Genomic DNA, 23,083 nt, shown 5'->3' on the forward strand with positions numbered 1-23,083 from the left:
AACTAAGTTGTCTTTCTTCCATTTATAGTTTCAAACAATTCTAAGGCATTTCCATCGGTTAATAATGAAACATAATGGCATATATGCAGTAATCTTTCATATAATCCTTCTTTTTCTAAATGGTGTTTCTCTGGCAACATCTTTAAAATTAAAGTATCATAGTTTGATGTTTTTCCGTCGTATTTATTATTAAAAGCTGTTATAAATTTATCCAGAAGTGTTTGGATGATTTGATAACCAACTATTTCTTTTTCAATCACTTCACGACTTTGATATATATTTTGAACACTAAGATTTATAATATCGTTCATTTGTGCTTTATATTGACTTTTATCCATTAATGCGTAAGGAAATTTACCCGCAAGGATGGCTTCTTCATTATCAATAAAAACTTTAACTGCATCATTTATCAAGCTTCCAATTGCTAGAGCACGTAAATAACTAATTCTATCTTCTTTAGTCGTTAACGTTTTATATTTGGCAACACCAATATTGTCTTTCACCAATTTTATCAGATATTCTAAAGCATAATCCTCTGAAACTAATCCTAGATTTATTCCATCTTCAAAATCAATAATAGTATAGCAAATATCATCGGCAGCTTCTACTAAATAAGCTAGAGGATGCCTTTCAAAACCAATATCGTTTCCTGATTTATTAGGTAACATACCCATATCAACAGCTACCTTATTAAAAAAGTCTTTATCTGTCTGGAAGAAACCGTATTTTTTATCAGCTATATTATTAGTCGGTTTTTTGGGTAAACTTTCTTTCGGGTATTTCATAAACGCTCCTAATGTAGCATATGAAATTCTGAGTCCTCCTTCTATTCCTGGTCGACTTGCTGTTAGTACAGAAAACCCATTGGCATTACCTTCAAAATCTATTAAATCCTGCCATTCTTTATCCGACAAATGCTCTTTGTATTGTTGTCCTTTTCCTATAGAGAAATATTCACCAATTGCTTTTTCTCCCGAATGTCCAAAAGGAGGATTCCCAATATCGTGTGCCAAAGATGCAGCTGCAACTATAGCACCAAAATCGTTCATATGGTATCCGTGAACTTCTTTTAGATATGGATATTTTTCGATTATTTTTTTTCCTACCAAACGCCCTATTGAACGCCCTACAACCGAAACCTCTAAGCTGTGCGTTAATCGGGTGTGCACAAAATCTGTTTTAGAAAGCGGAATCACCTGCGTTTTATCTTGTAAACTTCTAAACGCCGACGAAAATATTATTCGATCATAATCTACTTCAAATCCCAATCGCGTATCATCTTGTTCTACACGTAATCTTTTGCTAGTATCGCCTTGGCGTTTGAGTGATAAAAGTTGTTCCCAGTTCATTGTGATTTTAGATTGAAGATTAACGATTTTAGGTTATGAAAGGCAAAAATACATTTTTATTTTAGGACTTTGCACTGATTAAAACTCTAATGCGGTACTGTGTTTAATTTCTCCCATTACAAAAATACTGTTTGTATTGCCTATGTTTTCGATGGTAGATAATTTATTCATTACAAAATCCTGATAACTAGCCATATCCTGAACAAGGATTTTTAGCATAAAATCATAATCTCCAGCAATATTATAACACTCTATAATTTCGGGAAGCGCAACAATATCTTTCACAAAATTGCTCCCTACATTTCTTGCATGTTCTTTTAATCGAACGTTACAAAAGACGGTCATACCACAATTCATTTTTTTCTTATCTAACAGAGCAACATATTTGGTAATATATCCATCTCTTTCCAATCTTTTTATGCGCTCATAAACAGGTGTAACAGTCAGGAATAATTTGCTTGCTAGGTCTTTTGTATTGATATTTGAGTTTTCCTGAAGGTGTCTCAGGATCTCTAAATCGGTTTTATCTAAATTTTCCATAGTAATTTTTACGGCTAAAGTTCGTTTTAAAACAATTAATCAGTATTATAATCTTCAAAAATCAACTTAATAAAGTTTATTTACTTAAATAAAAACCAAATATAAGTTTTAAAAACCAATACAATAAATTTGTTCAGTAAAAAATACTGAAACAAAAATGAAAACAAATAATTTAGGTTATCCTCGAATTGGCAGCAACAGAGAATTAAAAAAAGCTAGTGAATTATACTGGGCAGGGCAACTTTCGGCTGAAGAACTTTTGGCTGTCGGAAAGAACATCCGTAAAGAAAACTGGCAATTACAGGCTGAATCTGGTATTGATTTAATTCCGTCAAATGATTTCTCATTTTACGATCAGGTTCTGGATTTAACATTGACATTAGGAGCAATTCCTGAACGTTACAATGATTTTGCAAAAACCAATTCTTCTATCGATTTGTATTTTGCAATGGCAAGAGGTTCTCAAAAAAAAGGACAAGATGTTGTTGCTATGGAAATGACAAAATGGTTTGACACCAATTACCATTATATTGTTCCTGAATTTACAAAAAACCAAAAGTTTACTCTATTTTCAGAAAAAATAATCAACGAGTTTAAAGAAGCTAATGATTTAGGTATTGCTACAAAACCTGTACTTATAGGCCCTATCTCTTACTTGCTTTTAGGGAAAGAGAAAGAAGAAGGCTTTCACCGAATTGATCTTATTGAATCATTACTTCCTGTATATTTTGAAATTTTCAAAAAACTAGAAGCCGAAAACGCAACTTATATTCAATTAGACGAGCCTTTCTTGGCTTTAAACTTAACTGATAAAGAAAGAAACGTTTTCACGAAAGTATATACCGAAATCAACAACCGTTTCCCGAATATCAAAATCATTCTTGCCAATTACTTCGATTGCTTTGGCGAAAACTTAGCTACAGCATTGGCTCTGCCTGTTGATACCTTGCACTTAGACTTAGTTCGTTGTCCTTTACAACTAGATGATATTTTAGAATCGAAACAATTATCTCCAAACGCAAATCTTTCACTTGGTTTAGTAGATGGGAGAAATATCTGGAAAAATGACTTTAAAAATTCATTAGCAATTATTGAAAAAGCGGTAACAGCTCTTGGCGAAAACAGAATATTAATCGCTCCATCTTGTTCATTAATTCATAGTCCTTGCGATTTAGAATTAGAAACAAACAATGAGACTCTTACTCCCGAAATTAAACAATGGCTGGCTTTTGCCAAACAAAAAATACAAGAAGTCGTTTTATTGAAACAGTTTGCTACCAAAGAAATAGATACTATAAACTCTATTCAATTTGCAGAAAATAATTTGGCAAACGAAAACAGAAAAACATCAAAATTAATCCATAACGAATCGGTTAAAAATCGTGTAGCAAACATTGCTGCTGGTGATGATAAACGTAAAAACACTTTTGCTATTCGTCGTGAGAAGCAAATCGATGCTTTAAATCTTCCTTTGTTTCCAACTACTACAATTGGATCATTTCCGCAAACTCCTGAAGTGAGAAGCTGGAGAGCAAAATTCAAAAAAGGCGAATTAACGCAACAACAATACGATGATTTAATAAAGAAAGAAACGGAAGAAACAATTCGTTTTCAAGAAGAAACCGGAATCGATGTTCTTGTTCATGGTGAATTTGAACGTAATGATATGGTGGAATATTTTGGCGAGCAATTGGCTGGTTTTACATTTACTAAAAATGGTTGGGTACAAAGTTATGGTAGCCGCTGTGTGAAACCTCCTGTAATTTATGGGGACGTTTCTAGACCAAAACCAATGACTGTAAAATGGTCGAAATATGCCCAATCGCTAACTTCTAAATGGCTAAAAGGGATGTTAACCGGACCTGTAACAATTCTGCAATGGTCATTTGTTCGTAATGACCAACCGCGTTCTCAAACCTGCACACAAATTGCATTGGCAATAAGAGATGAAGTTGTAGATCTTGAAGATGCTGGAATAAAAATCATCCAAATTGACGAACCTGCTATTCGTGAAGGATTGCCATTACGCAAAGAAGAATGGGCTACTTACTTGGATTGGGCCGTTAAAGCATTCCGAATTTCGGCTAGTGGCGTTAAAGACGATACTCAAATTCATACACATATGTGTTACAGCGAATTCAATGATATTATCCAAAATATTGCCGATATGGATGCCGATGTAATCACTATCGAATGTTCGCGTTCGCAAATGGAATTACTTGATGCTTTTGCTGATTTTAAATATCCTAACGAAATAGGTCCTGGAGTTTATGACATTCACTCCCCACGCGTTCCTTCTAGCCAAGAAATGGTGAAATTATTAGAAAAGGCTTCGGCAGTTATTCCTGTAAACCAACTTTGGGTTAATCCTGATTGTGGTTTAAAAACCCGTCATTGGGATGAAACAAAAAAAGCATTGATTGAGATGGTTGCTGCAGCTCAGGAAATGAGAGCAGCCGTGGAAACCGAAATAAGCTTATAATTTTTGTTTAGCTATATTTTTTTTTATGTCAATTATGTGAAGTCGATGCTCTTGTAGTTATGAGTTAGTTTTCGACTTCACTTATGTTGGCTTTATTTTTTGAAGTAGAAAATTTATATAATTATTATCTATTTTTTTATAACTTGACTTTTTATTATCTTTGAACTATGAGCACAGCAACAAAACCAAGACATATTGGCAGAAATATAAGCCGAATTAGAGAACTTCGAGGTATAAAACAAGAAGCGCTAGCAGATGCAATTGGCGTTAGCCAACAATCTGTATCTAATATTGAATCAAGCGAAACTGTAGATAAAGAAAAACTTGTCGAAATTGCAAAAGCTCTTGGTGTAACTGTAGAGGCAATCAAAAACTTTTCAGAAGAAGGTGTTATAAATTATTTTAATAACTTTAATGATAATATTGTTACCACTGGAAGTATTTTTGCAAATAATTGTACCTTCAATCCTTTAGATAAATTAATTGAAGCTTACCAAGAAAACAAAAATCTTTACGAACGTTTGTTACAAGCTGAAAAAGAAAAAATTGAATATTTAGAAAATTCACTAAAAGGAAAATAGCCTTTTACAAAAAATATATTAATTCCAAAAAAGAGACTCTAGAGTCTCTTTTTTGTTTTATAAGATTAATTGTAGTTGCAAGTCTCAAAAGACATTTTGTATTAATTAAGATGCTTTTGTATTTTATTAATTTACATGTTCTCTTTGGGTATATCCGAGTAAACAGGTTAACTGCTTCCTAAACAAATAAGGTGAATATTTATTGTAAGTAAGACAATTTATATGTATTATTACACCAAAAGATGTAATAACCTACAAATAAGTATTGTGTTTAGAAATTTTGACAACTTTAATAATTTAGCAAAAGAGGATGATCTTGGGCAGTATTTTTCATATTCGGCCTATAACAACGATTTATTACAATTAGCTGATTTTTATGGACGAACTCCATTTGATTGGTACAGAAATAAAAATACTGGTCAAATAATTTGGCTTGACGGACGTGCTCAAATTGACCACTATTCTAATTTAGGACATACCTGGGGAAAGACGTTTATTAATGGTAATCGAATATTATTAGATGGAGACACCAAACTAATAACTTATAACGGAAAAGTTATTCATGATTTCAGTAAAAAGTCATTTAGTTTTGGAGAAATTCCAAAATCATTCCGTTTTGGAGGAATTGCATTTTCTGACAGAGGAAACAATCAAGATCCAAGCTCCTTGCGCCGAGGCACGAGAGATGCTACATGGATTGATTTTAGAGGTGCTTTTGAAGCTCTTACTATTATAATGGGATTTGAAAGAAGAGGTAGCATTTCAAAAGGAAAAGGAACTAATGGAGGAAAACCAACAAAGGAAAACAAAACTGATGATTTTATTACTGCAACCGATCATAGTGCGAATGCTATAAAGGCAGGGAAATCTACATATGAAGAGGCAGGCAAGAAAAGAGATAATACAACTCCAGCCTCTGCTCAAAAAACAGAATATATTCAAATATTTAATAATCCCAATGACCCGAATAAAAATGAATATATGAGAAGAGATATTTATGAAAAACAACAAAAAAAGAAATAAATGAAAAATAAAATAATACTAGTCGTAATTTCTGTTACACTTTTTGGGGTACTACTATTTCATTTTTGTTTTAAAGATGATAGAGTACATACTTTAAAGCAATATTTCCCAGATACAAAAACAACAGATATATCAGAATATATTATTAGAAATGGAGATACTATTTTTGAAGGCAAGTACTCACGATACAATAAAAAAGGAATAAAAATAGCAGAAGGTCAATTCATAGATAATGAGCCAAATGGTATCTGTTCTTACTATTACGATGATGGTAAAATAGAATCCACTCACTATAAAGAAAATAGTAAAATCACTTTAGAAAGTACTTTTTATGACACAATAGGATTGATAAATAAATATGTTATGTATAATGATTTTGGAAAATCTTGCTTTATTATCAGCTATGATGAAAAAGGAGTGAGGGAATATAGAGGATATCCAATATTAGAAGTATATCAATATAAGTTTACTCATAAAAAACAATATAATATTAAAACTGAGCAGCTGTTAAGAGTTGGTGATACCTTAAAATATCAATATTTACTAGCTAATTTACCGAATACCAAACGTAGTTTTAAAGTGGAAAATATGAGTATCGATGATAGAGATATTAAAAGAACCACAAAACATAACGCGCCAACAAGGGTTAATGTGGAAGAAATTTTAATAAAAAAAGGAACAAATACAATTAGAGCAATTGTTAAATACGAATTTGTAGATAAAATTACTCCTGTTTTTAATGACACACTTACTTTTGATGTAAATGTGAACTAATTAATATCGCACAATCAGTACAGAATAGAAGAAATATTTAAGAATCTTAATAAAAGAAATAATGAAAAAGAAATATATGATAGTAGTGTTCAATGTGATACTTGGTTTGATCGTCCTATTTTTTTATTCTAATTATAAAAAAGCTTACACATTAAAAGAATATTCTCCTGATATAAAACATGAAAAAGAGATATCTGAATATGTTATTAAAAATGGAGAGTCTGTTTTGCATGACAAATTAGTGCGTTATAATGAAAAAGGAAATGAAGTCGTTGAAGAAAGGATTGATAACTTTCCATCAGGAAAAATTATGCGTTATACATCATACGATGATTCAGGCATACAAGCTTTTACTATTCTTTATGATGAAAAAGGAAATGTCGAAAACTTTAAAGGACATCCATTAATAGAAACCTATCAAAATAAAATAGCAAGCAAAAGACGACTTAAAGAAGATGTTAATCAATATTTGAAAGTTGGAGACACCTTAAAACATCATTATTTAATAGCAAATATACCTAATGCTAAACGTACTTTAAAGATTGAAAATATAGATAATACAAACGCTAAACGGACATTAAAGAAAACATCTCAGATAGGCATTGAAGTAAAAGAAGTATTAATTAAAAAGGGAATTAATACAATACAAACAGTTGTTAATTATAAATTTAATGATAAAGAAAAAACTTCCATTACTTATACAGAATCTTTTGAGGTTGAGGTTCATTAAGCAAAACTCATTCGTAGAGCTGTTCATTTGAACACATTTAAGTCTTGAAAAATAAAAAAAGCACCCTAATTTGGGTGCTTTTTAAAATTGAGAACCAATCTAAAATTAGAAGTTTTTAGAAATTCCGATATTAACAGTTTTACCAAAATTAAAGTAGAATTTACGAACATCAGTACCATTAATCTCATAATCAAATGTTTCATAGCCTAAACCACCAATACTGAAGTTTAAACCAAAACCTTTTTTCATATTGATAAAAAGAGCTGGAGTTATTCCAACATAAATTCCATCAGCTTTATATTTTTTAGTAATTGCGCCATCATAAGTTTTTGTTTGCTGGTTCTGAAAACCTGCTCCTAAATCAGCAAATACAGAAAAAGTTTGGCTTAATGGCACAGAATAACGTACAAATGCTCCATATTTAAATTCTTTGTATTTACCAACTGATTCACCGTTAGTTTCTTTTGAAGATGATACTGCAAATTCTCCTCCTATAGTCCAATTATCATTAAATTGATACCCAATTTTAGGAGAAAAACTAAATAGATCAGACTTCCTTTTAACCAAATCATTATCTGCAGTTTGAGAAGAATACCCAATGTTTCCACCAACTAAGATTGTTCCCTTTTGGGCATTTGCAAAGCTAAATGTAGCTAATGCAAGAATAAGTAGCATTTTTTTCATATTAATGTTTATTAAGTTATTACAGCTACTCAACAACAAAAATACCATCATTTAACCTCAACAGGTTTAATAACAATTTGTTAAAAAAACACATTAAATAAAGCTTTTGAAATCATGGTTTAATAACATAAGAAACGAAAACGTTACTTCTAAGCACAAAAAAAGCACCCTAATTTGGGTGCTTTTAAAATTGAAAACTAATCTAAGATTAGAAGTTTTTAGAAATTCCAATACCAACTTCTCTACCGAAATTAAAGAAGAAATTACTAACATCAGGACCGTTGTTATCGTAGCTTAATGTTTCGTAACCTAAACCACCGATATTGAAGTTTAAACCAAAACCGTTTTTCATGTTAATGAAAAGAGCTGGAGTAATACCTACGTACATACCATCAGCTTTAGATTTTGAATAAGCATTTCCAGGACCGTATTCTTTATTTTTAGCATTTTGAAAACCTGCACCCATATCAGCAAAAACAGAAAAAGTTGCACTTAATGGCACAGAATAACGTACAAATGCTCCTATTTTGAAAGCATTGTTTTTTTCTTCTGTAATTCCATTGTCTTCATTAGATGATGCTACAGTAAATTCACCCCCAACTGTCCAGTTATCGTTAAATTGGTAACCTACTTTAGGAGAAAAGCTAAAAGTATTTGTTTTTTCTTCACTAAATTTGAATTCTGATTTTTCAGAAGTGTACGAGATGTTTCCACCAACTAAGATTGATCCTTTTTGAGCATTTGCAAAGCTAAAAGTAGCTAATGCAAGAATAAGTAAAAATTTTTTCATTTTATTTGTTTGTTTAATTTGATATTCCTTTAACAATAACGGTGCCGCTGCTGTTGAGCTTTAAGTTTTTTTTATGATTTCTTTAAAAGACAAAAATTTAGTAATCAAGCAGATTTCTGTTTACTTTTGCAACAAATAAAAAAGTCATGTCGATAGAAGTAAACAGCATATCAAAAAGTTACGGCACTCAAAAAGCATTAGACGAAATCTCATTTTCGATTAAAAAGGGTGAAATCGTTGGGTTTCTTGGTCCTAACGGGGCTGGAAAATCAACTTTGATGAAAATCTTAACTACTTACTTACTAGCCGATTCGGGTACAGCACTTGTAAACGGTCATGATGTCATGACTGATACCAAGGCAGTGCAATTATCTATTGGTTATTTACCAGAGCATAATCCATTGTATTTGGATTTGTATGTTCGTGAGTATTTGGCTTTTAATGCCGATGTTTATAAAGTGGCGAAATTCCGTATCGAAGAAGTTATCCAACTGACAGGGCTGTCAGCCGAAAGTCATAAAAAAATAGGACAATTGTCTAAAGGATATCGTCAGCGTGTAGGGTTAGCAAATGCTCTATTACACAATCCTGATGTTTTAATTCTTGACGAACCAACAACTGGTCTGGATCCTAATCAGTTAATAGAAATCAGAAACGTAATTAAGAATGTAGGTGAAAATAAAACGGTTTTTTTATCGACACATATTATGCAAGAAGTAGAAGCAATTTGTGACAGAGTTATTATCATTAACAACGGAAAAATTGTTACTGACAAAAAACTAGACAAATTAATTTCTGAAGATAAAGAACAAATTATTGAAGTAGAGTTTGATTATCAGGTAGAAGAACAATTACTTGCCAAACTAGAAAACATTAGTTCATATAAAAATACGCATGACATGATTTGGGAACTGACATTTGTCACTGAAAAAGATATGCGCCCTGCTATTTTTGACTTTGCAACTGCCAATGGTTTAAAAACATTACAGCTTAATCAAAAAAATAAAAACCTAGAGGCTGTTTTTAGAGAAATCACTAAATAAGTCTACGGTATCAGTATTCGGTTTACATTTCAACAATAATAAATTTGTTCACTTATAAAAAATCCAATTCTTTCTATTGTATAGAGCGAATTGGATTTTTTTATTAAACAAAATCACCCTAAACCAAGCTCTTTTGGGTATTCTTACCTTAATATCATTCTCAAAAAGAATTAAAAACAGGAGTTTTACTGCGGTTTAATACTTGGTAGTAACTAATTACCAATAGATTATCATTTACAATAAAATTTAAATTATTTTTATTTAGACTTGTTATAAATAATACTATATTTGAAGTTTAAAAATTTAAATAATATACAATCATGTTTTTATTTTATTCATCAAAAATCTCCTCCTCTGCACATTCAAGTAACTTATTTTATCTTGAAAAAAAATACTCCGATGAAATTTGCTAAAATGGATTTCATTTCAATTAAAATCTCAGTTTGTTTATTTCAGATTTCATTTTTTAAACAAAGATTACTATAGTCCAACTGTACTTTAGGCTTAATTCAAAAGCCATTTTATTATTCCCATAAATTAAAACAAATAATATGAAAAATATTATAACATCCCTTATGCTTGCATTTTCTGTTTATGCCTATTCGCAAACAGAAAAAGAAAAAGATAGTATTATCGAAACATCAGTAAATGCATTAGATGAAATTATAATTGTAAAAAGGAAAGTTCTTTATACTCAAAAATCAGATCGCATGGTCTTTAATGTTGAGAACAGCATTGTTGCTGAAGGCGGAACTGCTTTAGATGTACTAATGCGTGCTCCAGGTGTTGTAGTGTCTCAGGATGGAGAATTATCTATTAGAGGACAACAAGGTGTCGGCGTTATGATTAATGGCAAACTAACGCAGCTTTCACAAAAAGAACTTGCTAATTATTTAAAATCAACAACCTCATCTAATATTAAACAAATAGAAGTAATTACTAATCCTTCGTCTAAATATGATGCAACTGGTAAAGCGGGAATGATTAATATTATATTAAAAAAACCAAGTACTTCTGGAATAAAAGGAACCGTATTCTCTAGTTACGGAAGAGGTCGAAAAAACAGAACAAACTCTGGTATGAGTTTAAGCTACAACAAAGACAAATTTGGTGTTTTTGGTAATTATAGTTATACTTTTAGAGGCGAAGAAGAACGTAAAAAATTTGAACAAATTCAACACAAAGACATTAGCATACAGGAAGTTGCAACAACAAATTACCAACATTCGACAACAAGCGAACCTCTTACTTCAAACAATTTTAAAATTGGAACTTCATATGAAGTTTCTTCAAAAACAAATTTGGAAGTTTCGCTTGACGCAAAAATTGGTCGCTACCAAAATATTGCCAATGGTGGAAATGCTTTATTTAATAACTTAAATCAATTAGAATTTGATGCTTTAACCTATAATGATAGCAAGGAAAAGTGGTTTGATTATACCTATGCTTTTTCGGGGGTTCATAAATTTAATACTGAGGGTAAAAATATGACCTTTGATTTTGAATATGAGACATCAAAATTTAGATCTAATCAATTTCAAAGTGCACAAAATTTAATCGCTGGCGCTCCAATTAATGACAGAAGAGGATATATCCCTTCACATTTAAAAGTTTTTACTGGTAAAGTAGATTTCACAAACCCTATAAAAGAAAAGCAAACTCTGGAATGGGGATTTAAAGCAAGTATAAAGAATAATGACAATCCCTCAGTTTATGAGTACTATAATAATCAATGGATAATTGATCTTAATTCGACAAATCATTTTGTATACGATGAACAGATTTATGCCGCTTACGCTAACTATAAATACAAACTAGAGAATCTTAGTATTCAAGGAGGGGTAAGAACAGAATATACTGCGATTGATATTAACCAAAAAACGCTGAATGAAAATCATAAAGATGATTACTTAAAATGGTTTCCTAGTCTTGCATTAAAATACGAAATGAACAGTAATCATTCAGTACACGCTTCTTATAGCAAGAGAATCAACAGACCAAGTCAGTTTGATTTAAATCCATTCCGTTTTTATGATGACTCGTTTAATTATTCACAAGGTAATCCTGATCTGGTTCCAGAAATTACTCACTCAACAGAAATAGGCTACTCTTGGAAAAGTGCATTTATGGCTTCTGTGTATTTTAACCAAACCAAAGACGTTTTTACAGAAATTTATGTTTATAATCCTGCAGATAATACAACGGTAACTTCTCAAATCAATGCCAAAAAATCTTTTAATTATGGTGTAAATATTACCAATACAACCGATATTTATAAATGGTGGTCTGTAAATACGCTGATGAATGTTTTTGAGAATAGATTTGAAGGAAACATGATTAATACAAATACAATTGACCCAATAGTAACATTAAATTTAAATGTTCAAAACTCATTTACAATTACTGACACTTGGAAAGCTGAGGCCAATGCGCAGTATCAATCAAAATCGAATGTTGGAATTTATGAGAGAGATAGTTTCTTTGATTTTAGCATCGGATTATCAAAACAGGTTCTTGCTAACAAAGGCAGTATAAAGTTTAATGTTACCGATATTTTTAATACTAATAAATACAATATCAATTCGGTTATCGGACAAACCAGTATTGACAAAAGATATAATCTTGATAGCCGTGTAGCAACAATTTCCTTTACTTACAGAATTTAATGCTTTAAATCTTTAGTTCCACCTCTTATTTTTGTTTACTTGATGTACTATAGCCTGCTTGTTTAAGCAGGCTATATCTGTTTTTATTCGATAGTAATGAATATTTAAATTGTTCCTTGCAATTAATTCCAACATACTAATGTCAGACTGAGCGGAGTCGAAGTCCCGCAAAGTGATTCAGCAAATGAGACTTCGACTCCGCTCAGTCTGACAATCGAACTTTACTCATCAAAACAATCATATTGGTTTTGGATTGATTCTTTATTTATTTGTTAAACATAAAAAAGTCTTTTGAAGAATGGGAACTCTTTCAAAAGACTTTAACTAACTAAAATATGTAAATGGGTAATATTAAATCTTAACTGTAGGTTTTTGCTTTTTTTTCCTTCCCCACCAAATATAAAAACCTGTAACTGGTAAACTGGCACATATTAAACTACCAGCGAAATATAAAATCTTAGTTGACATTCCTCCTATAGTTCCTATATGTAAACTATAATTAGATCGCATAAGCCATTTTGAGAAACGTTCGTCATCAATATACTTTTGTGAATTTGGCTTTAATTCCAATGTTTGTTGATCAAAGTATAAATCCCTCCAAACTCCTTTATTCATATCTGTGCAAGCATAAAAATCATCTTCTGGCTCATCTGGAAAATGAATGATTACTGCTTCTTTATTTTCTTTGGCAATTTCCTTGCGTACTTTGTTCCAGATAAAATCGGCTGTCGCGAGTTTGTCTAATTGCTTTTGGGACAAAGTATCTTTTTTAACAGCAACAACTTGTTCCTTTTTGTCTTTTTCATCAGCCCAACCTCCACTTATCCAGTAAGTGCTTGATCTGACCCATTGAAAACTCATAATTAATCCTGTAAAAGAAATAAGTAATGCCAATATAATAGTGTAAAACCCCATTACATTATGCAAATCATAATTTATCCGTTTAAACTTCGCACTCCATTTTATCTTAAAACTAGCATCTCTAGTTGTTTTGTTCCATTTTTTTGGAAACCAAAGAACAAGTCCACTTATAAGCAAAAAGAAGAAAATTAGCGTTCCCCAAGCCGTAACTTGCGAACCAACATCTCTATCTAACCATAAATAACGATGTCCTTCATCCATGATGTGAAAAAAGTCTTCGTGATCTACCATTCCTGTAATAGCTCCGTTATATGGATTTACATATATCAAAGAATCTGATTCGACATCAACTTTAATCGTTTTATCTAAACCATTGTACCATAAACCATGAATTTCTTTATTAGGCAATGCTTTACTAACTGCTTCATATATCTTAGAAGGTGGTAGTACTTTTTCTGATTCTTGCGCTTCGACATTTAACCAAGGAGATGTTGCATGTTTGATTTCTTGTTCAAAAACCAAAATACAACCTGTAATTCCCATTATAAACACCACAATTCCAGAAGCGAGTCCCAACCATAAATGCAACCAAGCATTAATTTTACTGAAACGTGATTTCCCTTTATTTGGTGGCTTATTTGTACGGCGTTTAATAGTAGTCATTTGGCATTATAATTTAATAGTAATGGTATGTTATGGGCAAAAAAGGTCTATATATAAATGGCTTGAGGAATTACTTTATTAAAAATAATTCTCAAGCCATTAAAAATTGTATTAGTATGTAAGTTTTCCAATTGCAGGCAAGTAAAGCCCCTCTTTAAGAAGCGCACCAGCTTTGGCATTACCAGTTGCGATATCTATTTGGTAAACACGAGCTTCTTTACCTGTAACAAAACTTTTGTATGCTTTTCCATCTTCTACAAACATACTCCCTAGTCCAAAAAACTCATCTCCACCATGATCAGGTAAACCTGTAACTGGTAAAACAGTTTTGGTAGCTAAATCAAGAATAGCCGATTTAAAAATTGGTTTGCTGTCAAGAAAACTATAAACTGGACTATTCGGATCAACATCGTTAGGAATATAAGATATAAAAACTTTCTCCCCTACTAATGGATATGCTGCAATGACTTTACCTTTAAGTGTACTTGTTTCAATGTTAAAGAAATAGTTTGCATCAAACTTGTCTTCTCCTTTTTTAATACGTAACACTCCCGAAGAAACTGCTGTAACAGGATAACCACCAGCACGAGCATTAGATGAAAATGTAAAAATATCCCCAGATTCTGTTTGTACAATTCCTGTATTAGTGTAATAAAGACCAATCGCAGCTGTTCTAGTATCTTTTATTGTAGTTACATATTCCAAAGATGGGTATTTATAAACTCTTACAATAGCATCAGATGATAATACTTTATTTGTTCCATCAGTAACATCTTTAATATATACAGGCACAAAAAGTTTATCACCAGAAACTGCTGCTCCTGTTGGCCAATACAAGATTTTTTTGTTTTCAGAGCTAACCGCAAAGTCGTTAAACTTACGACCATCGATTGAAACCGTTTTAGGATTATAAATCATAAGCTCATAATCTGAAGAACTACCATCCCAAGTAGCGCCAATATTAATCATTCTTTTATCATCTGTGTAACCAACAACATAAGATGATTCTAAAGCAAGTTTGTCTCCAGCCACTAATTTCCCTGTATTATTAAGATGGAATGAAACCGACCCTTCATCTTCTGTGCTTAAGGCAAAAAAAGTATTAGCTACAGGAAAACAACTTCCTCCAAATTCAATACCAACTCCTTTTGCACTAATTTCTCCAGTCATTAATCGATCTACAGAATTAAAATCTAATATATACTGTGTATAATCTGCCAACCAATAAGAAGCAACATATTTGGAATTAGTTGTGTTAGGCTCTTGAACTGGAGCAGCATCATCACTACTACAAGAAAAAGTAGCTAACGACAGCATTGCTAAAGCAAAGCCTTTTTGAAATTTGTTTATAAACATGATTTATAATTATTTAAGGGTTATTATTAAAGTTTAATTTTTGTTATTGAATGAAGTATCTCAACTTAACTGAAAAAGCACGACCTGGCTTTTGAACTTTAAAGTAGTCGTATACCTTAACATCTGTAATATTTCTACACTCAAAAGCAACGTTGTATTTTCCGTTTAAAAAGGAATAAGAAGCCATTATATTTTGAGTAAACTGCTCTGGAATGGCTTTTTTAGTTTCAAGTCCCCCTAAAACGGGCCAGGTCAAATAAAAAGCATCTAAATAATTTGCACTAACATTAAGAGTAAGTCTGTCGTGTTTATATTTAATATTTTTGAATGAAAAAGCTAAATCAGCATTACCAAAAAAGATAGGTACATTTGGTAATTGTGCATTATATAGTGCATCTGGAACCTCCAAATCTTCTCTTTTAATAAATTTATTTGTATTTACTTGCTTTTGATAGGTCGCATTTACTTCAAAAGTTAATAAATCATCATATCCATAGCGAAGCACTCCATCAATACCTGTAACACGAACACTTTGTAAATTTTTGTAACTAGATGTATTTCCAACACGAGTTATCTGTATAAAATCTTTAGCATTTCTGTATATTAAGCTACTTTCGGCTCCAAAATGATGTTTGTTTTTTTGAGTAATTAAAACAAGTCCAAAATTTACATTATCACTACTCTCAGGGGTTAATCCTGTATTACTAGTAATTGTTACCCCTCCATCTCCATACATTTCGGCTGACGAAGGCAAACGATAAGCATGCTCATAAGATGCTTTTGTTTGTAATTTATCCGTTAGATGGTAGGTAGCTGTAGCTCCATAACCATAATTTGTTGATGATGTCGATTCAGTTTCGCCCTTATTAGCTGTACTCGTACGAAAACCAAACATCTTACCAAAAGCCGAAGCTGAAAATCGATTTTCAAAACCACTTACATTATATACCAGACCTAAAATATTTTTATCAAAGGATGGCTCACCTAAATCAATAACTTCTTTATATTCTTCTGTTTCTTTACGCTTATAGCCCGTGTATGTATGATTAAATGCAACAGATTGATGATCATCAATTTCATATTTTATATTAGTTATTGCCAATAAATTCCTCTCATCATATAGATAAAATGTTTTTCTGTCACTTAATTCTCCTTTATCACTAGCTCCTCCAAAATTTCTATAAGTGTAATTTCCTGCCCAGTCATAAACTCTTGAAGAAGTATCAATTGTACGGTTATTTACTAAACTATATGTTGTATTAAAATTTAAAGACAGCCCTTTAGTAAAAAGATTATCTTTCTTGTATTTCAAAGAAGATATAAAAGCCTCCCCGTCCTTAAAAGCCTGACCTGCAACTTTGTCCATTGTTCTTCCTTGTTGGATTTCTTTCTTGTTTCCAGACATTACAAAACCAACAAGTAAATAATCGGCAAATGATTTATCCTTAAACCCTGTTTCTGCCATTATTGTCCCAGATTTATAGGCATCATGAAAATGACGGTACTTTTGTTCTGGTAAAAACTTTGAAGTTGTTTTATCTGCAATACTTACATCTACTTTATAATCGTTATCTGAATAGTTTCCAAAAGCATTTAAATTTAAAATAAGTCCGTCTTTATTTGTAAAACGCGTATTTACTGCCATTCTATGCGTATTAAACGAAGCATAAGTATATGAAGCATCAATGTAACGGTTTACACTTTTATTAGTTATAATATTTACTGCTCCTCCTAATGCATCTGCTCCCAATTCAATAGGAACAACTCCTTTATATACATCGATTCTTTCTGCCATATTTACCGGAATGTTATTCAATGTAAGCGAAGAACCAAAGCTCTCCATTGGGACTCCGTCTAAAAAGAACTTTACTTGGTCACCCGAAAATCCATTCAATGTAAAATTGAAATCAGACCCCATTCCTCCAGATTCACGAACACGTACTCCTGTTGTTTTGTTTAAAATCTGATTTAAATCTGCATTGCTATTGTAGGTCTTTTTAAGATCTACAGCTGTAATATTATAAGCCTGTTCTCTTACTCGCTGAACTTTAGATTTACCTTTTACTGCTACTTCGTTTAAAGCCGCAATATCCTCTTGCATAGTAATATCAGAAACTATTTTGCCTTCTTGCTTTACAGTAATTGAGGTATGTATTGTTTTATAACCAACATAAGTAATCGCTAGAATATAATCGCCAGGCTCAACATTCATCTTATATTCTCCCTTATTATTTGTGAGAGTAGCATATGTAGTCCCCTTTAAAGCTACTGAAACTGCTTCACCAGGCTTATAATTGCTTATCAAAACAATTCCCGATATAGTTGATTTATTTTTTTGTGAAAAGACCTGTATTGTGGTCATTAAAATCAGTAATAGAATTCCTGTTTTATGTAGTCGCATTAACTTTTAATTAAAAATGAACAATTGATATGAAAATTAATTTATGACAAAATTAACTCTTAGACACACAAGAATCAAAACTATTTTTAATTATTCTAAATAAGTATAATATTTAACTTTTATAGTGGCTTTTTTTCAAAGAAAGGAATCTTTTTTAGAATTATTCTAAATAGAATGAGGTGAAAAATTAACAAAAAAGATCAAATTCCTTTAAACCACTGAAAGGTTCTTATCCTATTTAACTTTTAATCCATAAAAAAAGTAGCCCATTTAAAAATTAAACGGGCTACTTTCAAAAAAATCTATTGTGTCTTTTACTTAAATTTTCAATTCCAGAATTGTATTCTTCATTTCTTCTATTATAATTTCAATATCTTTTTCACTTGTTCTCCAATTCACAAATGAAGCTCGAATTCCTTTACGATTTAGATATACAGTTGGTGTCATAAATACTTTCCCCTTATCATTTAAAAGGGTTAAAAACTGACTTACATTTTCCTGATTATGATCTCCTTTTAAAGTAAAACATACATTATTTAATCTTGTTGGCGCTAGTAACTCAAAGTTTTCATTCTCTGCAATAAAAGTATCAAATTGCAATGCAAGATTTACACTATTCTCAACTATATCCTGATATCCTGCTTTTCCATAAGCTAATAAAGAAAACCAAACTGGTAATGCTTTTAATCTTCTTGAATTTTCGGGTAAGAAATTTAGGAAACTAAAATTCTCTAATGGATCTCCTAAATATGGTGCATTAGAATTCTGAAACGTTTCTATCTGTAATAATTTATGTTCTTCCTTTATCAAATAAAAAGCACTTTCGTAAGGTACATTAAGCCATTTATGACAATCGATGGTAATACTATCGGCATTTTCCCAACCGTTAACCAAATGTTTGTATTTAGAAGAACAGGCTGCAAATCCTCCAAACGCAGCATCAATATGCCACCAGAATGTATATTTGTTTTTCAATTCATTTAGAGCTACAAAATCATCAAAATCGGCAGTGTTAACCGTTGCTGCACTTGTTATTACAATAAATGGTTTTCCGTTTAAAACTTCAATATTTTTTTCTAAATCAGCTACATCTATTGCTTCTCGATTACCTTCAATCGTTTTTATCTTAATAAAATTTTGACTTCCAATTCCTAACATAGCCAGACATTTTACAGAAGAAGAATGCGGAGTAGCAGAGAAAATTGTAATTGGTTCTGAAATTCCATTCTTAGCAAAGTCTTTTCCTAGTTGCTTACCAAACCATTGTCTGGCAACTGCCAATGAAGTAAAATTAGACATTGTTGCCCCAGTTACAAATCCGCCGAGAAATGATTTTGGCAAATCGAGCAATTGCAATAATAGATTAATCGTTTCGATTTCTATTAAGGCCGAAACTCCTCCTTGTGCTTTTACAGCCTGAGTATTCTGGTCATAAATAGTCGTTAACCAATCGCCAACTATAGAAGCAGGCGTACTTCCTCCTGTTACAAAGCCTAAGTATCTTGGTCCTGGCGATGCAATCATTAATGGTGCTAATCGCTGGTTGAATTCTTCCAAAGCCGATAATACGCCCAAACCTGTTTGATTTAGATCTCGGTCGGCTGTTATAGTTTTTCCATTTGAAGTTGGAATGGTATCCAAAGAATTTAAAAACTCAATTCCTTGTTGTTTTACTTTTTCAAGTATATTTTCAATATCGTTTAAATCTTGTTGAAGTATTGTATTCATTTTAGATATTATAGTTTAAAATTAAAAGTTTGCTGTTTTAATTTAAAATTGCAATAAGAAAGCAAACCATATAAGTGATATAAGTTCATTTAGGTTTTACGCAAATTACTCACGCTTATATATTTAAAATAATTTTATTGAATCAGATTGTTTGATGATGCAGAAACTTATAGGTTCTTAAACAACTTATAGGTTTAAAAAAATCAAGAATTATATTTCTACCATTTCGTTTTTTCTGAAAATCGGGAGACCATCATCGACGAAATCACATCACCATTGGCATTTAATAAAGTGGCAATTGGGTCAACAAGTGTACCCAAAATCATAGCAACAGGTAAGGCTTCTGCCATTGGTAAACCGTAAACTGTTATCGCCAAAACTTCGCCTATGTATCCTCCGTTTGGAATTCCGCCTTCTACAATAGAAACGATTACAGTAATTCCCAACGCCAAAAGTATTGTACTTGGCTCAGTAAAATCTTTCCCGAACATCGTAAATAATACTGTGATTTTTAAGATAGATGACATACTCGAACCGTCTTTATGTAGCGGTGCTCCTAGCGGAATAACCACGTTCCGGACATGAGCAGGAATATTCATTTTCTCAGCTGCCAAAAGATTGGCAGGTATTGTTGCAATACTACTACAAGTTCCTATAGCTGTAAGTGCTGGTGTAGCATTATTACTCCAGAATACAACAAAGGCTCTTTTTCCTCCTGCAATAAAAGCATACAGACTAAAAAACACAAAGAAATAAAACACACAAGCTCCATAATAAATCCCTAATGGTTTGGCATAGACACCAAATAATTGAGGTCCATAAAAACTAACCTGATAGGCAAAATAAGCTCCCAAACCAAGTGGAGCCATTTTCATAATCATGTTTAAAAGTTGTTTCATGACTTCATTTCCTGAATCCAGAAAGCTTCTGAAAGCACTTCCTTTTTCGCCTGATTGCAAAGTCGCAAATCCTATTAGAAATGAAAAGATAATAAGTGCCAACATACTTTTTCGAGACAATAATTCGTAAAAATCATTGGTTGTAAGCAGTTGCGCGATTTGATCACCAACATTGCCTGTTGCAATATTCTCTAACGGAACTTTAGAAACTATAATGTTCTGATGAATTGGAAAAAGATAAACCGCTATAATCATTACTATAGCCGAAATAAGAAGTGTTCCTAAAAAAACAACAACCATTACAACAAATAATCTTCCTAGTTTTTCTGTTTTTTCTAAATTGGCAATAGATGAAGTGATTGTAAAAAAGATCAATGGTATAATTGCAGTAAAAAGCAAATTCAAGAAAATATCTCCTACTGGTTTTATAATCTCTACATCTTTACCAAAGACTAATCCTAAAATACTTCCTGCAATAATACCCCCTAGAAGTAAAAGAATACTACTGTAATTTTTTATAAAATTGATTTTTTTAGTCTCCATAATTAAAAAGCATTAGTATTTTAAAAATCAATTAAATTACGCTAAAAAGAATTCAAAATTAATATCGTTTACATTTTTATTTCATCAGAACAATTGTAGTAAACTCTCTATCAACAAACTCACCTGTCTTACTTTTTACTTTTTCAGTCAGTGTTTCCGAGTTAATAATTTTAAAAGGCGTTTGACTAATCAATTTTTCGACTTTTTCGGTGTTATAAAGTTCGAATTCAAATTCGGTGAATGGAAGTTTTTCCATAAAACTTTCCTGTGCAAATGTTAGGCAAAAGATTCCTTTATTATCCAACACTCGGTATATTTCCATAAGTAACTTTACAGGTTCTTGCCAAAAATATAAGGTATTCACAGTAAATATTTTATTGAAATGAGCGTCTGAAAACGGAATTACATTTCCATCATAAAGCGAAAAGAAGGCTTGTTTTTGAGAAACATAATTTCTATTAATCTGGCGTGCCTCTTGAAACATGAGTTCTGACATTTCAAGTCCGTAGTACTTTAAATGGTTGCATTGCTGCATTAAATGCTCTAAATGAGCTGCATTTCCATGACCTAATTCTAGTATATTATCCCCTTGTGAAATATGTAGGTTTCGGATTGCGCTTAGCGTCATATTGATGTTTGTTTCATGCATCATATTTGCCATTTCAATTCCTTTTTCTCCTTCAGGTTTTTTTAATTGAGATGCGATCGATTGTAATTCTTCTTTTTTCATAAGTTTAAATTATTACAAATTGAAATTAAAATACCTAATGCCCTAGCCCAGATGGAAGCGGCATCCTTTTTATTTTTTCTTTAAAAATAAAAAGATATAGCGCACAGCTGGAAAAGCTCCTACCTCCGACTCTTCTTAAAATAAAACATTAAGAACAATTATTCTTTACCATTAAGAGATTAAGCTAAATTAAGTCTTACTTAATCTCTTAATGGTGAGAATTTACAAAGTAAATTTAGAAAACTTTACTTGCTATTTGACGAATGTTTTCGGATTTTCCCATAGAGTAATAATGCAAAACCGGAACTCCAGCAGCTTTAAGCTCTAATGATTGTTGGATTGCCCATTCGATTCCTACTTGTCGTATCTCTGCGTTGTTTTTACATTTATCTACTTCATGAATTAAATCTTCGGGTAAATCGATACGGAAAATCTGAGGTAAAACCTGTAAATGTCTTTGAACTGCTATTGGTTTAATTCCCGGAATGATAGGAATTGTAATTCCCATTTCTCTAGCTTTATCTACAAAATTAAAATACTTTGAATTATCAAAAAACATTTGCGTTACAACATAATCTGCACCAGCATCTACTTTTTCTTTCAGTCTTTTTAAGTCTGATTGCAACGATGGAGATTCTAAATGTTTCTCTGGATAACCCGCAACACCAATACAAAAATCAGCTTTGTTATCGACATCCATTACTTCATGAAGATATTTTCCTTGATTCAATAAACTGATTTGCTTTACTAAATCAACAGCATAATCATTTCCTCCCGCTTTTGGAATAAAATATTGTTCATCTTTCATGGCATCTCCACGTAAAGCCATAACATTATCAATTCCTAAATAATTACAATCTACCAAAAGGTACTCTGTTTCTTCTTTAGTAAATCCTCCACAAAGCACATGAGGAACTGTATCTACGTTGTATTTATGTTTTATAGAAGCACAAATCCCTAATGTTCCCGGACGCATTCTCGTTAATTTTTTATCTAAAAGTCCGTTACCTTTATCAATATAAATATACTCTTCGCGAGAAGTTGTAACATCAATAAATGGTGGTTTAAACTCCATTAACGGATCGATATTATCGTATAATTCCTGAATACTTTTTCCTTTTTGAGGTGGGATAATCTCAAATGAGAATAATGTATTCCCATTTGCCTTTTCTATATGTTGTGTTACTTTCATTATTAAGTCTTAAAGTTGTAAAGTCGAAAGTCGAAAGTCTTTCCTTTC

At 31.7% G+C, this 23,083-nt stretch carries 18 protein-coding genes; 7 read left to right on the forward strand and 11 right to left on the reverse strand.

Features of this window, described 5'->3' with window-relative positions; translation table 11 throughout:
* Positions 1 to 2 precede the first annotated feature (2 nt).
* Together OIU80_RS03995 and OIU80_RS04000 are read right to left on the reverse strand one after the other, a co-directional pair.
* Positions 3 to 1,349: a deoxyguanosinetriphosphate triphosphohydrolase gene (locus OIU80_RS03995; protein ID WP_264285756.1), complete on the reverse strand. Its 1,347-nt coding sequence runs from the start codon at positions 1,347 to 1,349 to the stop codon at positions 3 to 5.
* Between the two features lie 78 nt (positions 1,350 to 1,427).
* Complete coding sequence (locus OIU80_RS04000) at positions 1,428 to 1,889, reverse strand: Lrp/AsnC family transcriptional regulator (RefSeq protein ID WP_264285757.1); 462 nt, start codon at positions 1,887 to 1,889, stop codon at positions 1,428 to 1,430.
* Between the two features lie 157 nt (positions 1,890 to 2,046).
* On the opposite strand from OIU80_RS04000, the gene metE reads away from it, so the two are divergent.
* The 5 genes from metE (at position 2,047) to OIU80_RS04025 (ending at position 7,479) form a co-directional block, all read left to right on the forward strand.
* The gene (metE, locus tag OIU80_RS04005; protein ID WP_264285758.1) at positions 2,047 to 4,371 is read left to right on the forward strand and encodes a 5-methyltetrahydropteroyltriglutamate--homocysteine S-methyltransferase; all 2,325 of its coding nucleotides are present in this window, start codon (positions 2,047 to 2,049) and stop codon (positions 4,369 to 4,371) included.
* 167 nt (positions 4,372 to 4,538) lie between these two features.
* Positions 4,539 to 4,952: a helix-turn-helix domain-containing protein gene (locus tag OIU80_RS04010; RefSeq protein ID WP_264285759.1), complete on the forward strand. Its 414-nt coding sequence runs from the start codon at positions 4,539 to 4,541 to the stop codon at positions 4,950 to 4,952.
* Between the two features lie 267 nt (positions 4,953 to 5,219).
* Positions 5,220 to 5,975, forward strand: a complete 756-nt coding sequence (locus tag OIU80_RS04015; RefSeq protein ID WP_264285760.1) for a hypothetical protein — start codon at positions 5,220 to 5,222, stop codon at positions 5,973 to 5,975.
* Complete coding sequence (locus OIU80_RS04020; RefSeq protein ID WP_264285761.1) at positions 5,976 to 6,749, forward strand: toxin-antitoxin system YwqK family antitoxin; 774 nt, start codon at positions 5,976 to 5,978, stop codon at positions 6,747 to 6,749. It abuts the gene before it with no gap.
* 61 nt (positions 6,750 to 6,810) lie between these two features.
* Positions 6,811 to 7,479: a hypothetical protein gene (locus OIU80_RS04025; RefSeq protein ID WP_264285762.1), complete on the forward strand. Its 669-nt coding sequence runs from the start codon at positions 6,811 to 6,813 to the stop codon at positions 7,477 to 7,479.
* A 105-nt stretch (positions 7,480 to 7,584) separates the two neighbouring features.
* Here OIU80_RS04025 and OIU80_RS04030 read toward each other — a convergent pair whose 3' ends face one another.
* Complete coding sequence (locus OIU80_RS04030) at positions 7,585 to 8,163, reverse strand: porin family protein (protein WP_264285763.1); 579 nt, start codon at positions 8,161 to 8,163, stop codon at positions 7,585 to 7,587.
* A gap of 208 nt (positions 8,164 to 8,371) precedes the next feature.
* On the reverse strand, positions 8,372 to 8,953 hold the full coding sequence (locus OIU80_RS04035) for a porin family protein (protein ID WP_264285764.1): 582 nt from the start codon (positions 8,951 to 8,953) through the stop codon (positions 8,372 to 8,374).
* 146 nt (positions 8,954 to 9,099) lie between these two features.
* On the opposite strand from OIU80_RS04035, the gene gldA reads away from it, so the two are divergent.
* The gene (gldA, locus tag OIU80_RS04040; RefSeq protein ID WP_264285765.1) at positions 9,100 to 9,996 is read left to right on the forward strand and encodes a gliding motility-associated ABC transporter ATP-binding subunit GldA; all 897 of its coding nucleotides are present in this window, start codon (positions 9,100 to 9,102) and stop codon (positions 9,994 to 9,996) included.
* A gap of 551 nt (positions 9,997 to 10,547) precedes the next feature.
* Complete coding sequence (locus OIU80_RS04045) at positions 10,548 to 12,662, forward strand: TonB-dependent receptor domain-containing protein (RefSeq protein ID WP_264285766.1); 2,115 nt, start codon at positions 10,548 to 10,550, stop codon at positions 12,660 to 12,662.
* A 351-nt stretch (positions 12,663 to 13,013) separates the two neighbouring features.
* Here the strand turns inward: OIU80_RS04045 and OIU80_RS04050 are convergent, their stop codons facing one another.
* The 7 genes from OIU80_RS04050 to metF all read right to left on the reverse strand — a co-directional run bounded on the left by OIU80_RS04050 (position 13,014) and on the right by metF (position 23,035).
* On the reverse strand, positions 13,014 to 14,186 hold the full coding sequence (locus OIU80_RS04050; RefSeq protein WP_264285767.1) for a PepSY-associated TM helix domain-containing protein: 1,173 nt from the start codon (positions 14,184 to 14,186) through the stop codon (positions 13,014 to 13,016).
* Positions 14,187 to 14,297: 111 nt separating this feature from the next.
* Positions 14,298 to 15,542, reverse strand: a complete 1,245-nt coding sequence (locus tag OIU80_RS04055; RefSeq protein ID WP_264285768.1) for a DUF4374 domain-containing protein — start codon at positions 15,540 to 15,542, stop codon at positions 14,298 to 14,300.
* Positions 15,543 to 15,585: 43 nt separating this feature from the next.
* A complete protein-coding gene (locus tag OIU80_RS04060; protein ID WP_264285769.1) occupies positions 15,586 to 17,943 on the reverse strand; it encodes a TonB-dependent receptor in 2,358 nt (785 codons plus the stop codon).
* Positions 17,944 to 18,261: 318 nt separating this feature from the next.
* Positions 18,262 to 19,671 carry a pyridoxal phosphate-dependent decarboxylase family protein gene (locus tag OIU80_RS04065; RefSeq protein ID WP_264285770.1) on the reverse strand — a complete coding sequence of 470 codons (1,410 nt, stop codon included), beginning with the start codon at positions 19,669 to 19,671 and terminating at the stop codon, positions 18,262 to 18,264.
* A gap of 218 nt (positions 19,672 to 19,889) precedes the next feature.
* Positions 19,890 to 21,113 (reverse strand): dicarboxylate/amino acid:cation symporter, encoded by a 1,224-nt coding sequence (locus OIU80_RS04070; protein WP_264285771.1) that lies wholly within the window; start codon positions 21,111 to 21,113, stop codon positions 19,890 to 19,892.
* Between the two features lie 76 nt (positions 21,114 to 21,189).
* Positions 21,190 to 21,843, reverse strand: coding sequence for a class I SAM-dependent methyltransferase (locus OIU80_RS04075; protein ID WP_264285772.1), 654 nt, complete (start codon positions 21,841 to 21,843; stop codon positions 21,190 to 21,192).
* 235 nt (positions 21,844 to 22,078) lie between these two features.
* The gene (gene metF, locus OIU80_RS04080; RefSeq protein ID WP_264285773.1) at positions 22,079 to 23,035 is read right to left on the reverse strand and encodes a methylenetetrahydrofolate reductase [NAD(P)H]; all 957 of its coding nucleotides are present in this window, start codon (positions 23,033 to 23,035) and stop codon (positions 22,079 to 22,081) included.
* Between the last annotated feature and the right edge of the window lie 48 nt (positions 23,036 to 23,083).

Origin of the sequence: Flavobacterium frigoritolerans, from assembly GCF_025847275.1 — a bacterium.
In the GTDB taxonomy this organism is placed as follows: Bacteria; Bacteroidota; Bacteroidia; order Flavobacteriales; family Flavobacteriaceae; genus Flavobacterium; species Flavobacterium frigoritolerans.

Coding starts and splice junctions, on each gene's coding strand:
- OIU80_RS04000 (WP_264285757.1), bottom strand. CDS start 1,889: ATGGAAAATTTAGATAAAACCGATTTAGAGATCCTGAGACACCTTCAG.
- OIU80_RS04020 (WP_264285761.1), top strand. CDS start 5,976: ATGAAAAATAAAATAATACTAGTCGTAATTTCTGTTACACTTTTTGGG.
- OIU80_RS04060 (WP_264285769.1), bottom strand. CDS start 17,943: ATGCGACTACATAAAACAGGAATTCTATTACTGATTTTAATGACCACA.
- OIU80_RS04010 (WP_264285759.1), top strand. CDS start 4,539: ATGAGCACAGCAACAAAACCAAGACATATTGGCAGAAATATAAGCCGA.
- metF (WP_264285773.1), bottom strand. CDS start 23,035: ATGAAAGTAACACAACATATAGAAAAGGCAAATGGGAATACATTATTC.
- OIU80_RS04070 (WP_264285771.1), bottom strand. CDS start 21,113: ATGGAGACTAAAAAAATCAATTTTATAAAAAATTACAGTAGTATTCTT.
- OIU80_RS04030 (WP_264285763.1), bottom strand. CDS start 8,163: ATGAAAAAAATGCTACTTATTCTTGCATTAGCTACATTTAGCTTTGCA.
- metE (WP_264285758.1), top strand. CDS start 2,047: ATGAAAACAAATAATTTAGGTTATCCTCGAATTGGCAGCAACAGAGAA.
- OIU80_RS04065 (WP_264285770.1), bottom strand. CDS start 19,671: ATGAATACAATACTTCAACAAGATTTAAACGATATTGAAAATATACTT.
- OIU80_RS04045 (WP_264285766.1), top strand. CDS start 10,548: ATGAAAAATATTATAACATCCCTTATGCTTGCATTTTCTGTTTATGCC.
- OIU80_RS03995 (WP_264285756.1), bottom strand. CDS start 1,349: ATGAACTGGGAACAACTTTTATCACTCAAACGCCAAGGCGATACTAGC.
- OIU80_RS04055 (WP_264285768.1), bottom strand. CDS start 15,542: ATGTTTATAAACAAATTTCAAAAAGGCTTTGCTTTAGCAATGCTGTCG.
- OIU80_RS04075 (WP_264285772.1), bottom strand. CDS start 21,843: ATGAAAAAAGAAGAATTACAATCGATCGCATCTCAATTAAAAAAACCT.
- OIU80_RS04025 (WP_264285762.1), top strand. CDS start 6,811: ATGAAAAAGAAATATATGATAGTAGTGTTCAATGTGATACTTGGTTTG.
- gldA (WP_264285765.1), top strand. CDS start 9,100: ATGTCGATAGAAGTAAACAGCATATCAAAAAGTTACGGCACTCAAAAA.
- OIU80_RS04050 (WP_264285767.1), bottom strand. CDS start 14,186: ATGACTACTATTAAACGCCGTACAAATAAGCCACCAAATAAAGGGAAA.
- OIU80_RS04035 (WP_264285764.1), bottom strand. CDS start 8,953: ATGAAAAAATTTTTACTTATTCTTGCATTAGCTACTTTTAGCTTTGCA.